Source organism: Microbulbifer mixtoriginis (SeqCode) (assembly GCF_052467235.1).
This window is the reverse complement of sequence record NZ_CP174305.1, coordinates 1,304,952-1,320,836: the sequence shown is the minus strand read 5'-3', so window position 1 is coordinate 1,320,836 and position 15,885 is coordinate 1,304,952. Positions and strand designations below refer to the sequence as shown.

19 protein-coding genes and 1 tRNA gene are annotated in these 15,885 nt (G+C 47.5%); 17 read left to right on the top strand and 3 right to left on the bottom strand.

Features of this window, described 5'->3' with window-relative positions:
* The first annotated feature begins 15 nt into the window (after positions 1–15).
* The 3 genes from pntB (at position 16) to ACJJIO_RS05890 (ending at position 3,623) form a co-directional block, all read left to right on the top strand.
* Positions 16–1,407: a Re/Si-specific NAD(P)(+) transhydrogenase subunit beta gene (gene pntB / locus ACJJIO_RS05900; protein WP_444882653.1), complete on the top strand. Its 1,392-nt coding sequence runs from the start codon at positions 16–18 to the stop codon at positions 1,405–1,407.
* Positions 1,408–1,618: 211 nt separating this feature from the next.
* A complete protein-coding gene (locus ACJJIO_RS05895) occupies positions 1,619–3,241 on the top strand; it encodes a S41 family peptidase (protein WP_444910420.1) in 1,623 nt (540 codons plus the stop codon).
* Position 3,242: 1 nt separating this feature from the next.
* A complete protein-coding gene (locus ACJJIO_RS05890) occupies positions 3,243–3,623 on the top strand; it encodes a hypothetical protein (protein WP_444882651.1) in 381 nt (126 codons plus the stop codon).
* Positions 3,624–3,667: 44 nt separating this feature from the next.
* On the opposite strand, the gene yhbY is transcribed toward ACJJIO_RS05890, so the two are convergent.
* Entirely contained in the window at positions 3,668–3,970 is a 303-nt protein-coding gene (gene yhbY, locus ACJJIO_RS05885) for a ribosome assembly RNA-binding protein YhbY (protein ID WP_444910419.1), read from the bottom strand.
* A gap of 143 nt (positions 3,971–4,113) precedes the next feature.
* On the opposite strand from yhbY, the gene rlmE reads away from it, so the two are divergent.
* The 10 genes from rlmE to ACJJIO_RS05835 all read left to right on the top strand — a co-directional run bounded on the left by rlmE (position 4,114) and on the right by ACJJIO_RS05835 (position 12,471).
* Positions 4,114–4,737, top strand: coding sequence for a 23S rRNA (uridine(2552)-2'-O)-methyltransferase RlmE (gene rlmE, locus ACJJIO_RS05880; protein WP_252083196.1), 624 nt, complete (start codon positions 4,114–4,116; stop codon positions 4,735–4,737).
* 175 nt (positions 4,738–4,912) lie between these two features.
* Complete coding sequence (ftsH, locus tag ACJJIO_RS05875; RefSeq protein WP_444887108.1) at positions 4,913–6,841, top strand: ATP-dependent zinc metalloprotease FtsH; 1,929 nt, start codon at positions 4,913–4,915, stop codon at positions 6,839–6,841.
* A gap of 94 nt (positions 6,842–6,935) precedes the next feature.
* A complete protein-coding gene (gene folP, locus ACJJIO_RS05870) occupies positions 6,936–7,784 on the top strand; it encodes a dihydropteroate synthase (protein ID WP_444910418.1) in 849 nt (282 codons plus the stop codon).
* A 93-nt stretch (positions 7,785–7,877) separates the two neighbouring features.
* Positions 7,878–9,230 carry a phosphoglucosamine mutase gene (gene glmM / locus ACJJIO_RS05865; RefSeq protein ID WP_444882648.1) on the top strand — a complete coding sequence of 451 codons (1,353 nt, stop codon included), beginning with the start codon at positions 7,878–7,880 and terminating at the stop codon, positions 9,228–9,230.
* A gap of 127 nt (positions 9,231–9,357) precedes the next feature.
* A complete protein-coding gene (gene tpiA / locus ACJJIO_RS05860) occupies positions 9,358–10,092 on the top strand; it encodes a triose-phosphate isomerase (protein WP_444910417.1) in 735 nt (244 codons plus the stop codon).
* Between the two features lie 68 nt (positions 10,093–10,160).
* Positions 10,161–10,601, top strand: coding sequence for a preprotein translocase subunit SecG (gene secG / locus ACJJIO_RS05855; protein ID WP_444910416.1), 441 nt, complete (start codon positions 10,161–10,163; stop codon positions 10,599–10,601).
* Positions 10,602–10,609: 8 nt separating this feature from the next.
* Positions 10,610–10,695: transfer RNA gene (locus ACJJIO_RS05850), tRNA-Leu, on the top strand.
* Positions 10,696–10,763: 68 nt separating this feature from the next.
* A complete protein-coding gene (locus ACJJIO_RS05845) occupies positions 10,764–11,411 on the top strand; it encodes a hypothetical protein (protein WP_444910415.1) in 648 nt (215 codons plus the stop codon).
* A complete protein-coding gene (locus ACJJIO_RS05840) occupies positions 11,404–11,874 on the top strand; it encodes a site-specific integrase (protein WP_444910414.1) in 471 nt (156 codons plus the stop codon). The genes ACJJIO_RS05845 and ACJJIO_RS05840 overlap by 8 nt, the downstream gene beginning before the upstream one ends.
* Before the next feature lie 6 nt (positions 11,875–11,880).
* Complete coding sequence (locus tag ACJJIO_RS05835) at positions 11,881–12,471, top strand: tyrosine-type recombinase/integrase (RefSeq protein WP_444910413.1); 591 nt, start codon at positions 11,881–11,883, stop codon at positions 12,469–12,471.
* Positions 12,472–12,474: 3 nt separating this feature from the next.
* Here ACJJIO_RS05835 and ACJJIO_RS05830 read toward each other — a convergent pair whose 3' ends face one another.
* Positions 12,475–12,642, bottom strand: coding sequence for a hypothetical protein (locus ACJJIO_RS05830; RefSeq protein WP_444910412.1), 168 nt, complete (start codon positions 12,640–12,642; stop codon positions 12,475–12,477).
* A gap of 593 nt (positions 12,643–13,235) precedes the next feature.
* Here ACJJIO_RS05830 and ACJJIO_RS05825 point away from each other — a divergent pair.
* The 4 genes from ACJJIO_RS05825 (at position 13,236) to ACJJIO_RS05810 (ending at position 15,208) form a co-directional block, all read left to right on the top strand.
* Positions 13,236–13,832, top strand: coding sequence for a DUF6988 family protein (locus ACJJIO_RS05825; protein ID WP_444910411.1), 597 nt, complete (start codon positions 13,236–13,238; stop codon positions 13,830–13,832).
* 90 nt (positions 13,833–13,922) lie between these two features.
* The gene (locus tag ACJJIO_RS05820) at positions 13,923–14,498 is read left to right on the top strand and encodes a hypothetical protein (RefSeq protein ID WP_444910410.1); all 576 of its coding nucleotides are present in this window, start codon (positions 13,923–13,925) and stop codon (positions 14,496–14,498) included.
* Positions 14,499–14,635: 137 nt separating this feature from the next.
* Positions 14,636–14,827: a hypothetical protein gene (locus ACJJIO_RS05815; RefSeq protein WP_444910409.1), complete on the top strand. Its 192-nt coding sequence runs from the start codon at positions 14,636–14,638 to the stop codon at positions 14,825–14,827.
* 6 nt (positions 14,828–14,833) lie between these two features.
* Complete coding sequence (locus ACJJIO_RS05810) at positions 14,834–15,208, top strand: hypothetical protein (RefSeq protein WP_444910408.1); 375 nt, start codon at positions 14,834–14,836, stop codon at positions 15,206–15,208.
* A 338-nt stretch (positions 15,209–15,546) separates the two neighbouring features.
* Here ACJJIO_RS05810 and ACJJIO_RS05805 read toward each other — a convergent pair whose 3' ends face one another.
* The gene (locus tag ACJJIO_RS05805; RefSeq protein ID WP_444910407.1) at positions 15,547–15,708 is read right to left on the bottom strand and encodes a hypothetical protein; all 162 of its coding nucleotides are present in this window, start codon (positions 15,706–15,708) and stop codon (positions 15,547–15,549) included.
* Between the last annotated feature and the right edge of the window lie 177 nt (positions 15,709–15,885).

Genomic DNA, 15,885 nt, shown 5'->3' with positions numbered 1-15,885 from the left:
GAAGGGAGATAAGTGATGAACGGTATGATTGCAATGGCTTATCTTTTTTCCGCGGTAATGTTTATTTTAAGTCTGGGCGGTTTGTCCAGTCATGAAACTGCGCGCCGGGGGAATATCTACGGAATGGTTGGTATGGCGGTTGCCATAATAGCCACTATTTCCGGTATTGCCTCCGGCGCTTACTGGATGGTGATTATTGCCATGGTGGTGGGGGCTGTAATAGGCCTGTCACTCGCAAAACGCGTGGCTATGACACAGATGCCGCAGATGGTAGCCCTTCTGCACAGCTTCGTTGGCCTTGCGGCAGTTTTAATTGGTTGGGGAGGCTTTCTCGATCCTCGAGTCAATCTCCATGGTTCTGCACATGTTGTGCACAGCACAGAAATTTATCTTGGGGTGTTTATTGGGGCTATCACCTTAACGGGCTCACTTGTTGCTTTTTGTAAGCTACAGGGCATAGTTTCCGGTAAGCCCTTGATGTTGCCGGCTCGGCACTGGCTTAACCTAATTGCGATCCTGGCCTGTATCGTATTAGGTGTGCTCTTTGTGCCTGCAGAAGTGAGTGGGCCTACGGTTATCAATCTACTAGTGATGACCGCTATTGCTTTATTGTTAGGTATCCACTTAGTGGCTGCTATCGGTGGGGCTGATATGCCGGTGGTTATCTCCATGCTGAACAGTTACTCAGGATGGGCCGCAGCGGCTACTGGATTTATGCTAGGTAATGATCTGCTTATCGTAGTTGGTGCACTCGTTGGTTCTTCCGGTGCGATCCTCAGCTATATTATGTGCCGCGGTATGAATCGCTCTTTTATCAGTGTGATTCTCGGTGGTTTTGGCTCTGACGGTGGGGAAGTCTCCGATGAGGAAGTCGAGGGTGAGGTGATTGCCATTGACCAGCAGGAACTTGTCGATGACCTCAAGAGCGCCGATAGCATCATTATCGTGCCTGGGTTCGGAATGGCTGTTGCCCATGCGCAACAAGCCGTCAGCGACTTGACCGATCGCCTGCGCGGTATGGGTAAAACAGTGCGTTTTGGTATCCATCCTGTTGCAGGGCGACTGCCGGGCCATATGAATGTCTTACTGGCCGAAGCCAATGTGCCTTACGACATAGTGTTAGAGATGGATGAAATTAATCCCGACTTCCCCAGTACCGACTTGGTACTGGTGATCGGAGCCAACGACACTGTTAACCCCGATGCCGTAGAAAAACCCGGCTCTCCAATTGCTGGAATGCCTGTAGTGGAAGTTTGGAAAGCGCGCAAAGTGGTGGTGCTTAAACGTTCTATGGCCTCTGGTTATGCGGGCGTGGCAAATCCCCTGTTCTATAAAGAGAATACTCGTATGTTGTTTGGCGATGCCAAAGACAGCCTGCAGGGTGTAATTGGGAGGGTTTGCGACTAATAAAATAACGCCTGAATGTTTAATCATTAGGTGGCCATTACCCAATGGGGCTGAGACGCTGATGCCAGATTGGTATTGGATGTTTCAGCTCCATTTGTTTTTTCAGAGTGAAATTATTCTTAAATTACTTTGACTATCGCTGGCTTTCATTAATAGTGATAACCTCCCCTACTTTAATAGTATTAGACAAAAATATTAAAGGAGCTGGGGGATGGGGGCCTGTTTTCGTAAACTTGCCTTGCAAGGAATGATGGCGTTTGGAGCGTTTGCTCTGATTGCTTGTGGTAGTGGCGGCGGCAGCGGAGATGATACACCTGAAAGAACGGGTACTGCTGGTAATGCAGAGGTTCCTACCCCGGCTGGAGCATCTTGGGTAGAGAATAACTTTTTGCCATCCTCGACTTTTGTAGCTAGATGCGTCTCACCAAGAACTGGTACCGACCCAGCAACTGGCTACGAATATATCGATCAGCTGGGAACACGCGTCGACGAAAACAACTGGCTTCGTTCCATGAGTAATGAAGTCTACCTTTGGTACGATGAAATTACAGATAAGGATCCGGCAAGCTTTGATGACTCTTTGGCTTACTTTGATCAGCTGAAAACGTTTAAGAAGACGCCCTCCGGCCGAGATAAGGATCGTTTTCACTACACGATTCCGACCAGCGAATGGTTATCGCAAACCGAGTCCGGAGTCTATGTTGGCTATGGACTTCAGTGGGCACTTCTATCGAGTGAGCCACCACGAAAGGCAGTAGTTGCTTACCTAGATGAAGAAAGCAATGAAAGTTTGCCAGATATTATTGCTCGGGGTGCTGAGGTGATCAGTGTGGATGGAGTCGACTTGGCCAATGGTGAAGATATAGATACGCTAAATAATGGCCTGTGGCCTGAGAGTGAAGGTGAATCCCACACTTTTGAATTTAGGCAAGTGGGCTCTTCCACGATTGAAAAGGTTACTCTAGTTGCCTCAGCAGTGAAGTCTGATCCAGTTCAGTTTGTAAAGACCGAGGTGACGGGCTCCGGTCGCAGAGTGGGCTATATACTTTTCAATGATCATATTGCAACAGCTGAGGCGGAATTAATTAATGCAGTTACCCAGTTAGATACTGCTTCTGTTGAAGATTTAGTGTTGGATTTACGCTATAACGGCGGTGGGTATTTAGATATTGCCTCAGAGCTAGCCTATATGATTGCTGGTACAGTAACAATTGGCCAGCCCTTTGAGCGGACCAAGTTTAATAATAAGCATCCAGAGACAAACCCAATCACAGGGAAACCAATTGACTCGACCCCGTTTCATACCTCTGCGCTTGGGCTTATAGATGAGGGTTTGAAAGGAGCCCCTTTGCCTACATTGAACCTTCCACGTGTATTTGTTTTGACCAGTGAGAATACTTGCTCGGCCAGTGAAGCTATTATTAATGGCTTGCGCGGAGTAGATATAGAGGTTATTCAGATTGGTGAAACTACTTGTGGCAAGCCCTATGGTTTTTATCCGTTGGATAATTGTGGTACTACTTATTTCACAATTCAGTTTTCTGGTGTGAATGCTAAAGGCTTTGGCGATTATTCAGATGGGTTTGTCCCTAATGGTACCGATAATACAGCTGCTGATTTGCCGGGTTGTCATATCGGCGATGACTTTTATCATCTTTTAGGTGATGCCAATGAGGCTCGTTTTGCGGCAGCCCTCAACTATATTGAAACAGGGGAGTGTGGTGATATAGCCGTTAGTGCATTTTCTGAGTCTGGTATCAATTCACGCATTCCAATATCAAATGTTCAAGTGCCAAAAGAAGCTTCTCGTAGCAATCGGATAATGGTGAGATAAAATGAAAATTGCAGCCCTGATAGGTTACTGCTGTCTTGCCGTTATATGCTTGGGATGCGCCTCTCAGTCAAATATTCAGAGTGTCCAACCGGCGCTTTTGAAAAAGGTTAGCCCAGAAGTTACTGCGGAGATACAAGTGCTGGTTTCAGAAGCCTTGGGTGGGGTTAAAGTTACTCTGGGCTCTGAAGTGTTTGTAGAAAAAAGTATTCTGGTCGTTGAACGTAATCGGCAGCATATGGCATTAATTGGTCGAGATATGGCGAAGCCCATCAAATTCCAGTTACTTACGGATGGGCGGAAGTGTTGGCTTGCTCGACTTTCTAGCGATGAGATGTGGGAACTGTCTGTACCCTGTGAGCTTGCTGTTGATGAAGATACTTGATGGAGATTATCAAGAAACGGCAAAGGCCGCTTCTTGATAAAACATCAGCGCAGCAAGTTAGACTTGCGTACATCCGGCTTCTTCGCAGCTCGATAGATTAAAGCGATTTTACCAATTTCCTGGATCAGTTCAGCAGAGGATTTCTGGCAGAGCTCCCCTACAACCTGGTGTCGGACTTCACGGTCAGCGATCATCAGCTTTACCTTGATCAGCTCGTGATCTTCCAGTGCACGTTCCAGTTCTTCCATCACGCCCTCGCTGAGCCCATTGCCCGCTACAGTCACGACAGGTTTGAGATTGTGACCGAGAGAGCGCAGTGCTTTTTTGCGGTCGGCGGTTAAAGGCATACAATACTCCATTACCACTTTGTGGATATCGATATGGGAGTGACCAAAAGCCTCGATCTTCGTCAGCAGTTGTTTGGCTGACCCGATCGCGGCTTATGACCGCTCTTACTAATAAGCTGTAGTGATTGTAGGCATTGTACCCGATGGGCCGATCTAAGAGCAGCCACCGCTGGCTGCGTGAACATTTTAATGACCATTACGTCAAACAGTCCCAGAAAGAGGGCTATCGCTCCCGTGCCAGCTACAAGCTGCAGGAGTTACAGGATAAGGACCGCCTGTTCAAGCCAGGCATGACGGTTGTCGATCTGGGCGCTGCACCGGGAGGGTGGTCTCAGGTGGCGATGGAGCTAGTGGGGCACAAAGGCCGGGTTTTGGCGTCTGATATATTGCCGATGGACCCCCTGGCCGGTGTGGACTTTGTGCAAGGTGACTTTACTGAGGAGTCAGTGCTCAATGAGCTGCTGCAACATCTTGGCGATGAGATGGCAGACCTTGTGATTTCCGATATGGCCCCCAATATGAGTGGGATACGCGATGTTGATCAGCCCGCCTCCATGTATTTGGTAGAGTTGGCAGTAGATATGGCCCGGCAGGTATTAAAGCCTGGCGGTGCTTTTGTTGCCAAAGTCTTCCAGGGGGAGGGGTTTGATGAGCTGATCCGCGACTTGCGCGCGAGCTACAACAGTGTTGTGACTCGTAAGCCTGGCGCCTCCAGGCCTCGCTCTCGCGAAGTCTATTTGGTGGCCAGGGGCTTTAAGGGCAATTAGGCGCGAAGGCGTATTTCTAGTCTGCCTGCTTGATATGGTATAAGCATTATTCCTATTGGGCGGCAGGGCTGTTGTCTCCTACACCTATACTGATTTGATGGGTATAGATAGGATCGGCACAGCAAAATGAACGGATTTTGAGTGCGAAAGCGAGAGGGCTATCCCTTTGAATGATATGGCAAAGAACCTTGTACTGTGGTTGATCATCGCGGCGGTGCTGCTGATGGTATTTCAGAATTTTAAGCCGCAGACACGGGATGAGGCTCTCAGTTATTCCGACTTTGTTCAGGATGTGCAGTCGGGACAGGTGAAAAGCGTCGTTGTGGATGGTCTGGTGATTACTGGCGAAAAAGCTGACGGCAGTCGCTTCAAGACTATCCAGCCGCAGATTATTGACGATGAACTCACCAATGAGTTGGTGCGCAGTAATACCCAGTTCGTTGGCCGTGAACCTGAATCTCCCAGTATCTGGCAGCAACTCTTGGTAGCGAGCTTCCCGATCCTCATTATTATTGCCGTCTTTATGTTCTTCATGCGCCAGATGCAGGGCGGTGCTGGTGGCCGTTCCGGGCCTATGGCTTTTGGTAAAAGTAAAGCGCGCCTATTAGGCGAAGATCAGATCAAGACCACCTTCGCCGATGTTGCGGGTGTGGATGAAGCAAAGGAAGAAGTACAGGAGCTGGTAGAGTTTCTACGAGACCCCACCAAGTTCCAGCGCCTGGGCGGTAATATCCCCCGTGGTGTACTGATGTGTGGTCCTCCCGGAACCGGTAAGACCCTGCTGGCTAAGGCCATTGCCGGTGAGGCAAAAGTGCCTTTCTTCTCTATTTCCGGTTCCGACTTCGTAGAAATGTTTGTTGGTGTGGGTGCTTCCCGCGTCCGTGACATGTTCGATCAGGCCAAGAAGCAAGCTCCCTGCATTATCTTTATTGATGAAATCGACGCTGTAGGCCGCCACCGTGGCGCCGGTGTTGGCGGTGGTCATGACGAGCGTGAACAAACACTCAACCAGCTACTGGTAGAGATGGATGGCTTTGAAGGCAATGAAGGGGTGATCGTGATCGCCGCCACTAACCGCCCGGACGTACTCGACCATGCTCTGTTGCGCCCTGGTCGATTCGACCGTCAGGTATTTGTCGGCCTACCGGATATCCGTGGCCGCGAGCAGATTTTGACTGTGCATATGCGCAAGGTACCACTGGATGACAAGGTCAATGCTCAGACTATTGCGCGGGGTACACCCGGTTTCTCCGGTGCCGATTTAGCCAACTTGGTGAATGAAGCTGCACTTTTTGCTGCTCGCGCCAATAAGCGTACGGTGACCATGGAGGAGTTTGAGCGCGCCCGTGACAAAATCATGATGGGTGCCGAGCGCAAGTCCATGGTGATGAATGAGAAAGAGAAAGTGAATACTGCTTATCATGAAGCGGGTCATGCGATTATTGGTCGCCTGGTTCCAGAACATGATCCGGTTCACAAAGTCACCATTATCCCTCGCGGCCGTGCACTGGGTGTTACCCAGTTCTTGCCTGAGGAGGATAAGTACAGCCTCTCCAAGCGTGCGATTGAATCCCAGTTGTGTTCACTGTTTGGTGGTCGTATTGCCGAAGAGATGACCCTGGGTATAGATGGTGTGACAACCGGCGCGTCCAACGATATCGAGCGCGCTACCGACTTGGCACGTAGTATGGTGACCAAATGGGGACTCTCTGAGAAACTTGGTCCCTTGCACTATGGAGAAGATGAAAGTGGCCAGCCGGGGCAGGGTAACCCGGTTTCCGGCAAGACCTCTAATGATATTGATGAAGAAGTTCGCCGTATCATTGATAGCTGCTATGAACGTGCCAGCCAGTTGCTAGAGGAAAATCGGGATATCCTTGAAGCGATGAAAGATGCCCTGATGGAATATGAAACCCTGGACGCAGAACAAGTGGACGACCTGATGGCTCGTCGCAAAGTGCGTCGACCTAAAGACTGGGAAGATAACAATTTTGGCTCCGGTGGCAACAGCTCAACCGATGAGGTGGATAAAACGGATACATCTGAGGCCTCTACTGAGGCAGACAAGAGTAACCCGGTTGGTGGCCCGTTAAACGAGCACTGATTCCCAGCGAAACATTCAAATGGCATAAACGGAATGTAGGTCGGGATGGCGTCAGTCCATCCCGGTTCGACATTCCGTTTTTTTATCTCTGTATATGAAAATCACCTGTGGAAAACACACACTAGACCTCTCCTCACCGGTAGTGATGGGGGTTCTCAATACCACCCCAGACTCTTTTTCCGATGGCGGCAGTTACTATCAGGCTGGCATGCTAGACCTGTCTCTTGTCTTGTGCCGGGCCGAGCAAATGCTAGACGAGGGGGCCGCAATTATTGATGTGGGTGGGGAGTCTACTCGACCTGGAGCTTCTCCTATTTCTGAGCAGGAGGAGCTCGACAGAGTACTTCCCGTGGTAGATGCGATTTGTACGAGGCTGGATGTCGTCGTCTCGGTAGATACCAGTACACCAACAGTGATGCGCGAAGCCGCTAAAGTGGGAGCAGGGCTTATCAATGATGTTCGTGCACTTGAGCGAGAGGGGGCACTTGAGGCTGCCGCGCAAACAGATTTACCGGTATGTCTTATGCATATGCAAGGGCAGCCGGATACCATGCAAACTTCCCCCAATTATAGAGATGTAGTAACGGAAGTCGCCCATTACCTGGCGAGCCGTATTGAGGCCTGTGGTGCTGTGGGAATTAACCGAGAGCGCCTCTTGCTGGACCCAGGCTTTGGCTTTGGCAAGACCGACGCTCATAACCTGGCTTTATTGGGTGCCTTGTCGCAACTGGGCCCAGTGGAAGTCCCTATACTGGCTGGCTTGTCGCGTAAGTCGATGATTGGGCGCCTGTTGCAGCGAGAGGTGGAAGATCGGCTTCCAGGTAGCCTTGCACTTGCTATGCTAGCAGCCCAGCGAGGAGCAAAGATTTTACGGGTGCACGATGTTGCAGAGACAGTTGATGTTCTGCGATTACAGCAAGCTGTCGAGGGGTTTAAAGCCTAATTCCTACAAACATTAGCCTTCTAAAATTGTAGAGGCATTTGTAAAATTTTTACAAATTAAATGCGGCGTAGTTAGCTGCAGTAGAGATCAGAAATGGAAAGAAAGTACTTTGGCACTGACGGAATTCGTGGACATGTGGGAAAGGGGCCAATAACCCCGGACTTTATGCTGAGGTTAGGGTACGCCACTGGTAAGGTACTGGGTAAGATGTCTGCGGGTAAGAGGTCCAGTCGCCCCTATATTTTGATTGGCAAGGATACGCGAGTGTCCGGCTATATGTTTGAAGCTGCCCTGGAGGCGGGTTTAATCTACTCAGGAGTTGATGTGGGCCTATTGGGCCCCATGCCTACCCCTGCTATTGCCTACCTCACTCGTACTTTCCACGCTCGGGCGGGAATCGTAATCAGCGCCTCGCATAACCCTTTTCACGATAACGGCATCAAGTTCTTCTGTGCCGAAGGCTACAAATTGCCCGACGAAGTAGAGCGCGAGATCGAAGCTGCGCTCGAGCTTCCCATGGAAGCGGCGGAAAATCTAGGCAAGGCATATCGAGTAGATGATGCGGCCTCGCGTTATATCGAATTCAGCAAAGCATCCACACCTTGGAACTTTTCCTTGGGTGGTCTCAAAATCGTTCTTGATTGCGCAAACGGGGCCACTTATCACATAGCACCAAAGGTCTTTCGAGAACTGGGGGCAGAAGTGACTGCCTTAAGTGCTAGCCCGGATGGGCTAAATATCAATCTGGAATGTGGCTCCACCAAACCCAAGCAGCTACAGAGCGCAGTAGTGGAGCAAGGTGCTGATCTCGGGATCGCTTTCGATGGTGATGGCGACAGGGTTTTGTTTGTTGATCGCAATGGTGATCTTGTCGACGGGGATCAGCTGCTCTTTATTATCGGCCTTTACCAGCAGGAGCATCTTGGGGGCTGTAAGGGCATTGTCGGTACCCTGATGAGTAATTACGGCTTTGAGTTGGCCTTGCGGGAGCGCAATATCCCGTTTGAGCGCGCTAAAGTTGGCGACCGCTATGTGCTCGAAAAAATGAAGGCCAATGGCTGGATGCTGGGTGGTGAATCTTCTGGCCATATCATCTGCGCCGATGCTTCAACAACCGGAGACGGCATTGTTGCTGCTCTTCAGGTGCTTCGAGCCCTTTCTGAATTTGGCCTACCTCTGCACCAGCTCAAGGCGCGCATGCAGATGCTTCCCCAGCACATGATTAATGTGCGACTTGGACATCGCGATGGTATACTCGACCATCCGGAAGTTATGGCAGCGGTCAGTGATGCGGAGCTTCAGCTCGCTGACAATGGTCGTGTTCTGCTGCGTCCCTCTGGTACTGAGCCCCTTATCCGGGTAATGGTGGAAGGCCGTGATAGCACACAGGTAGAGCAACTGGCACAGCAGATCTCCGCTGTAGTACAAAGGGTTGGGGGCGGCTGAGCCCTTCATTAGGGGTGCTCCTGAGGCGTTCTATAGGGCGCCATCAGTGAGATAGGCAAACTCGTATATTTTTGGTTGTATGTTGGCGGCAATGTCGCTAAGATTTGCGCCCCTTAAAGGAGCACACATGCGAATACCGCTGGTAGCAGCTAACTGGAAAATGAACGGCAATAAAGCCTTTGCCGAACGTTTTTTTTCTGACTTCGACTTGCAGGCTATTGCCGCTCACGTGGTTGTTTGCCCGCCATTTCCTTATATTCCCCTGGTGTCCCAGGTAGCAGAAGATAGGGAGCGCTTTAGTGTTGGTGCGCAAAACCTCAGTCAGGAATCCAGTGGCGCGTATACCGGTGAAATATCCGCTGAAATGCTACTCGACTGGAATGCTCGTTATGTCATTGTTGGGCACTCCGAGCGTCGCAGTCTCTATGGGGAGACAAGCGAGCTGGTAGCCAAGAAGTTTGTGGCTGCCCAGGAGGCTGGTTTGATCCCGATCCTTTGTGTCGGGGAAACCCTGCAAGAGCGTGAGCAGGAGCGTACTCTCGAGGTGATCGCAAACCAGCTTAAAGCTGTTAGCGACATCATCGAAAGTGATACCTGGAAGCATTCAGTTGTGGCTTATGAACCTGTTTGGGCAATAGGCACAGGTAAAACTGCAACGCCTGAAGAGGCGCAGGACGTTCACCAATTTATTCGGGGTGAGCTCGGTAATGTAGGTGAGCATGTACAGATTTTATATGGCGGTAGTGTAAAATCCGCTAATGCCAGCGCCCTGTTTGCGCAGGCTGATATTGACGGCGCCCTTGTGGGTGGCGCTTCGCTTGATGCGAAAGAGTTCGCCGCAATTTGTCGCGCTGCTGAATAATATTCAGCGAGCGGATTAGGGAATACTAAAAACGGGTTAGCACAACCCCGGTAGAGAGTTTCCAGAAAATGGAAGAAATTGTTTTAGGTATACACGTTCTGGTTGCATTGGGTATTATCGGCCTGATTTTATTGCAGCAAGGTAAGGGTGCCGAGGCCGGTGCCTCCTTTGGTGCAGGTGCATCTCAGACAGTTTTTGGTAGTCAGGGTGGCGGAAATTTCTTTTCCCGCTTGACAGCAATTCTTGCTACTGTATTCTTCGTCACCAGTTTGGGGCTGGCCTTTCTGGCTCGCCAAAACGCAGATGCCGATGTCGATGCAAATCTGCCGCAAATACCTGCTGCAGTTGAGCAAGTTGGACCGGCCAACGAGTTGCCAGAAATCGAAAGCGATATCCCGCAACTTGAATCAGGTCTGGAAGCCGGTGATGTTCCTCAGGCTCCGACTGAAAGCAGCGATTCGCAAGAGCCAGCTGTAAATCAGGAAACTGATTCAGAGGAACAGCAGTAAAGATTTTTGCCCAGGTGGTGGAATTGGTAGACACGCTATCTTGAGGGGGTAGTGAGCTATGCTCGTGCGGGTTCAAGTCCCGCCCTGGGCACCATACATGAAACTGAGAGAAAACCTCAGTCAAATCAAAGAGTTAAAAGGAGGCTTAGGCCTCCTTTTTTTATGTCTGATACTCCGCTGGCACACAATTGGTACACACTCATGCACCTGTTGAAGCGCCCGGATAGCCCCCACCTTTACTTCAATCTACGCCTCCCTAATTCATCGCGGTTCTTGCGCTTCTCCTTACATACAGTTGAAAGAGATAAGGCTTCTAAGAGAGCGTTATATCTAGCAAGGAAGGTCAAGCAATGGCACTGGTTGGGTATGGACTACGAACTGATAAAACGTAATGCCTACGAGCAGGCAATAAAATTTCGGGATGATTGGCTGGATGAGTTCTTTAGTGAAGGGGGGTACGCTCTACATAGCTATGATGCAAAGCAGCTTTTAGCGGAGCATTTAGGGGGGAGTGTTGAGAGTGGTCCTCAGGTTGAATTGGATTTAGTGGAGACCGAGGAAGAGTTTCTTAGTAGCGGTGTAAGACCTGAAAGAACGGCTACGGCACTTCAGGCGCGGATAGGGAGGTTGCAGAGACAGTTATTGAGGGCTCAACAACGCCTTGTTTCTGGCTTGTCTACACCCGATGAAGTTGAAGATGATTTAGCGGATTTACTCGGAGCCCAGTTAACAATAGAAGCCCTTGAGCAACATAGGAGGCCTGAAGGCCTTACCGAAATTCTCAGAGCTGTATCAAGGCTGTGTGGATAACAAAAAGGCCGAAACTATAGCTAATCCACTGGGACAGGGAGCCTATGATGCGCTTCGTTTGGCCGCAGAGGATTTCATGTGGGTGTTCGGGGATATTTCTTTAAATGCTTTCAAGGTAAAGGATGCAATGCATTTTAGGGATGTGCTGCTGAGAGGTCCGAGTAACAGGAAAAAATATCCCGACCTTACACCTGAAGCGGTTTTATCTGGTGATGCAGGGTTCGGTAAAGGAATGTCGGCCACCACGGTTGGGGAGCGACTGCTCTATGTCTCTCAAATTTTTGAGTATGGGGTTAGGTTTGAGTACATCAGTAAGAATCCCTTTAAAGGCATTACGGTACAGAGGGATACTCCAACGATGCCCGATTATACGCAGGAGGATTTGGAGCGTATCTTCAAGTCACCGCTATTTGTTTCTGGTAGTTCATACTGGAAGCGGTCTGCAAGGCAGTCGCATTTTTGAGCGTTGATGATAGCGCTATTTACTGGTGCAAGATGTGGTGAGATAGCACAGCTTAGAGCCGAGGATGTAAGGGAGCAGGATGGTATTGCTTACTTCAGCATCAATGATGAGGAGGGAAAGGCGGTCAAGTCTAAGGCCGCTATAAGAAAAGTCCCGGTCCACTCTAGATTGGATGAGCTGGGTTTCAAGGATTATCTGAAAGGTTTGCCTAATGTGTGGAATGAGACTCACCGCTCAGGGCTACTGTTACCAGGTATTCCAGCTCCATCAGTAAGGCAAAGGCCACATGCACGCCTTAGTAAGTGGTTCAATGAGCAGTACAGGGATCGCTTTCTAGGAGGCTTTAAGGCAGAGAATAAATCTTTCCATACATTCCGTCGTAATTTCATTCGTAACTCACTAGTTAGTGATGCAAGTGAAACTCATGTGCTGAATATGGTTGGTCACCAAGAAGGTGAGTTCAGTACAGCAACTATCCACTATGCCCCCGAACGCTATACCCCTAAGCAGCTATATAATGAGCTTGTAAAGATGGACTATCCTTTTCTGGACTTTACAGCATTGGCTGCTTTTTGGAGAGAGATACCTAAGCCGTAATACCTATGAAGAGTGCTTGAAGTTATCGTCCTTGTTTTTGGGTGTATCGTCTTCATCAAAAATCTTAGATGGATCACCAGTATATTGTGGTTCATCAAAGTCAGGGCCATCTTTGAAAATTTCTTCAGAGCGTTTCTTAAGCTTGTATTGGAGGTCTTTCGTTGAAGCCATGGTTAAGATTTATGCATAGATGTATTCACGGAATGCCATCAAAGGCTATGTCTCCTGATGGTACATTAGAATTACCTTTTTAGTTCATAGAAAAACCCTCCCTTCCAGGGATACCCTTTCAGAGCTTTAAATATTCTTTCTTTAGGTTGTTGGTAGTGGTGGTTACTAAAAGACCCCTATAAGCCCTTATAGGCATTTAAAAGCCCTTTAAAGTGCCCCTATAACCCTAAAAAACAAAACCCCGACGAATCGACGAAAAGAAAAAAATATTGCCTTAGGGCAACAAAATTCCAAACCCAGTAACCATGTGGGTTTCAGAGTATTTGGAAGGGAGGTGAAAGAAGTGGAGTTGGCGTGAAAATAAACGTATTGGGGTGATTAGAGTTTCCCCCCCTGACTTATGGGCATCATACTCTTGAGGTTGTCATAGCTGATTGAACAACAGACTTAAAACACTTGGTTGCTATTTAATCAAAAATCTATAAGCTGCAGCAAGTAATGGTCTTTCTGCGGGCCTTGAAGGGGCTCCCTTAAAAATAGTAACTAAGCAGATAATGAGCCGTTCGCTAATTAGTAATCAGTTATAACTCGGCATGAACTACAAAGAAGAACTAAATAAAGCCAATAACTTTCGCATTAAAATTAATACGATCACAAATGGCATAGTTATTCCTGGGAATGCAAGGTCTAAGGTGTCTAGTGCATATCATCATCTTACATTAGAACACTTTTGCTCCCTGATCCACTTGCTGAATCTAAATTTATACGCTTCATCAGCCGCTCTACTTCGACCTCAGTATGAAGCTTCTATGAGAGGCATATACTTTTCAGATTACGCATCTGACAAGGCACTAAAAAACTTCATTTCCGGAGAAAAGAAACCTACTCTGGGAACAATAATCGGCGATATCACGAGCAAGCTTGAAAAGAAAAAAGAGAGTCCATTTTGCCGGTTTTTCTCGTCTATAGAAACGATGATGAATGAATTTACTCACGGTGGAATGGACCAAGTAAATCGCAGGTTCACGGAATCAGAGCTAATTAATAACTACAGTGAAAAAGATAAATTTATTCTGGTTTCTGCCTCCTTAAGCCTCGCAAAAATATCATTTACATGTACGTTGAATACGGCTGGTAGGAAAAGCGAGCTGGCAACGCTTTTCCCTGAGGTTGAGGTAGATAAGTTATGAGCATCACTGGCAATATGCGTAAGCCCCTTGCGGGGCAGGCTGCGTCAGGACTGTCACCAGCTTTGAGTTTTTTATTTTGGGAGGAGATGAATGTCTTCCGAAAAATCACTTGGCATAATAGCGATTATTATATCAGTTTTTGCTTTGGCAGTATCTGTCTGGCAGGCCGTAGATAATCGAAACTTTAACAAGCTATCAATAAGGCCGCATTTACAAGTAAGTCCAAACTTAACTAGCGTGTCAGAGTCTGGGCTATATCTTGAAAACGCTGGAACTGGAACAGCATTTATTCATTCAATTAAGTTGAATATAAAGGGAAAGTCTTTTGATCTTATTGAAAACAGCTCAACAGATTTTTTTAAATTTACTGACGTAAAACCAAACTGCTACAGAGAAAGCTGGCCGCGACGTGGAGCCGCCATTCAGGCTGGCAAAGAATTCCCACTGATAAGTGTAACAAAATCCGACAAGCCACTGTGCGGTTTAGCCGCGATTGAGTTTCTCACAGAACCGGGAATAACAATTAACATTTCTTACTCATCACCTTACGGTGAAATATTTGAGTTATCTGACAGTATCTCCTTAACTGAGAGAGAGCTTGGCGAGTATTTTGAGCTGATTAATAAAATTAAAAATATGAAACGCCGAGTTTATCCGGCCAGCTAAAACGCTTTTGCCGTGGAAATCATGTTTAACAAATAAAGTTTAGGTGTTCATTTTAGGGGGGGATAGTAGAGAGTATGCTATTTATTGAAGTTGTTAGTAGTACCTAAGAAACCACCATTGTTCAAATAGATTCTAATGTGGCACCAAGACCCGGTGAGGTTATTGACATCTCTGACCATGAGAATGTAAAAGATTTTGATGAAGTAATTGCCTTTGAAACTTCTTACAAATATGAATCTGGCAATTTTCAAATATGGGTATTAGCTGAAGAAAATGAAGATAATCTTCAGCAGCGTCAGAGAATCATGAAAGATAACGGTTGGGTATAAGCATACATGGAACAGTTAGACCCGGTAGAAATTTATATGTCTACGATTCTTCTAGCTACGGCTGCTAGCATGATCGTGCCAATGCTGCAACATATAACTGGTCGTAAAATTCCTGATTTAGAATATCTAAAAGAAGGAGAAAAGGACATAAAACCGAAAATAAAATCTCAGAGCCTTATAGAGCGATACCATTATATTCTGTGTTGTGCTGTCTGCGGTCTCCTTATCGGTATTGTGTTACCCGCCTACTGGTTTGGATTTGATAAGCTACCAAATGTCCATCAGCAAATATTTTGGCCGTTAGTTATTGGCTTTCTTTCTCAGCAGGTACTTATGTACGCACAAACGAAGAACATAAAGGAAATAGAAAAAGAGCTATAATACAGCTAGAGAATTTCTAAGTTACTGAGTATATTTTTTCTATAATCAGGCAAAAGTTACTTCAGAAATTCTTATCACTTATAAAGCTAGCAAAGATGTGAGCATTACTCTATGGAAGCTGATTAGCGGGGATAGGGTACTCAGCCGTAAAAGAAAGTTATGGTTAACTAATTTATATAGCAATACGCCCAAATCGACCTCGCGCTGGGGCGATTCTATATTCATTTTCTCCTTTATGAGCCAAATATCTCACACAATTAAACTATACCCGTTTATAAAAAAATGCCTGCAAAACCCCTCAAAGGTTCTACAGGCATCGTCAACAAATCTTAAGCGGTTTACTGGACGTATCCAGTCGGACGGCTGACAGTGGTTCCAGAGGCGTCCATAGCGGACACAACGGTACTGCCAGCACTCATAAACTTCTCTACATTATTCAGCAGGTCATCAATAGCCTGCTCTCTGTGCTCCCTACTCACCTTTGCAGTGTCAACTGCCATACGTTCTACCCAGGCATTTCGGTAGGTAATTACAAATAGACTTGAAAAGGTATGGAAAACTGTAACGCAATTAAGCTGATAGAGGCTTACTAAGGGGCAGGTATAAGTAGGAAGTGATAGTGTGATTACGTATGGTTTTTAGTTACGCAATTAGTGTTGAAGGATAGGTGTTCTTAA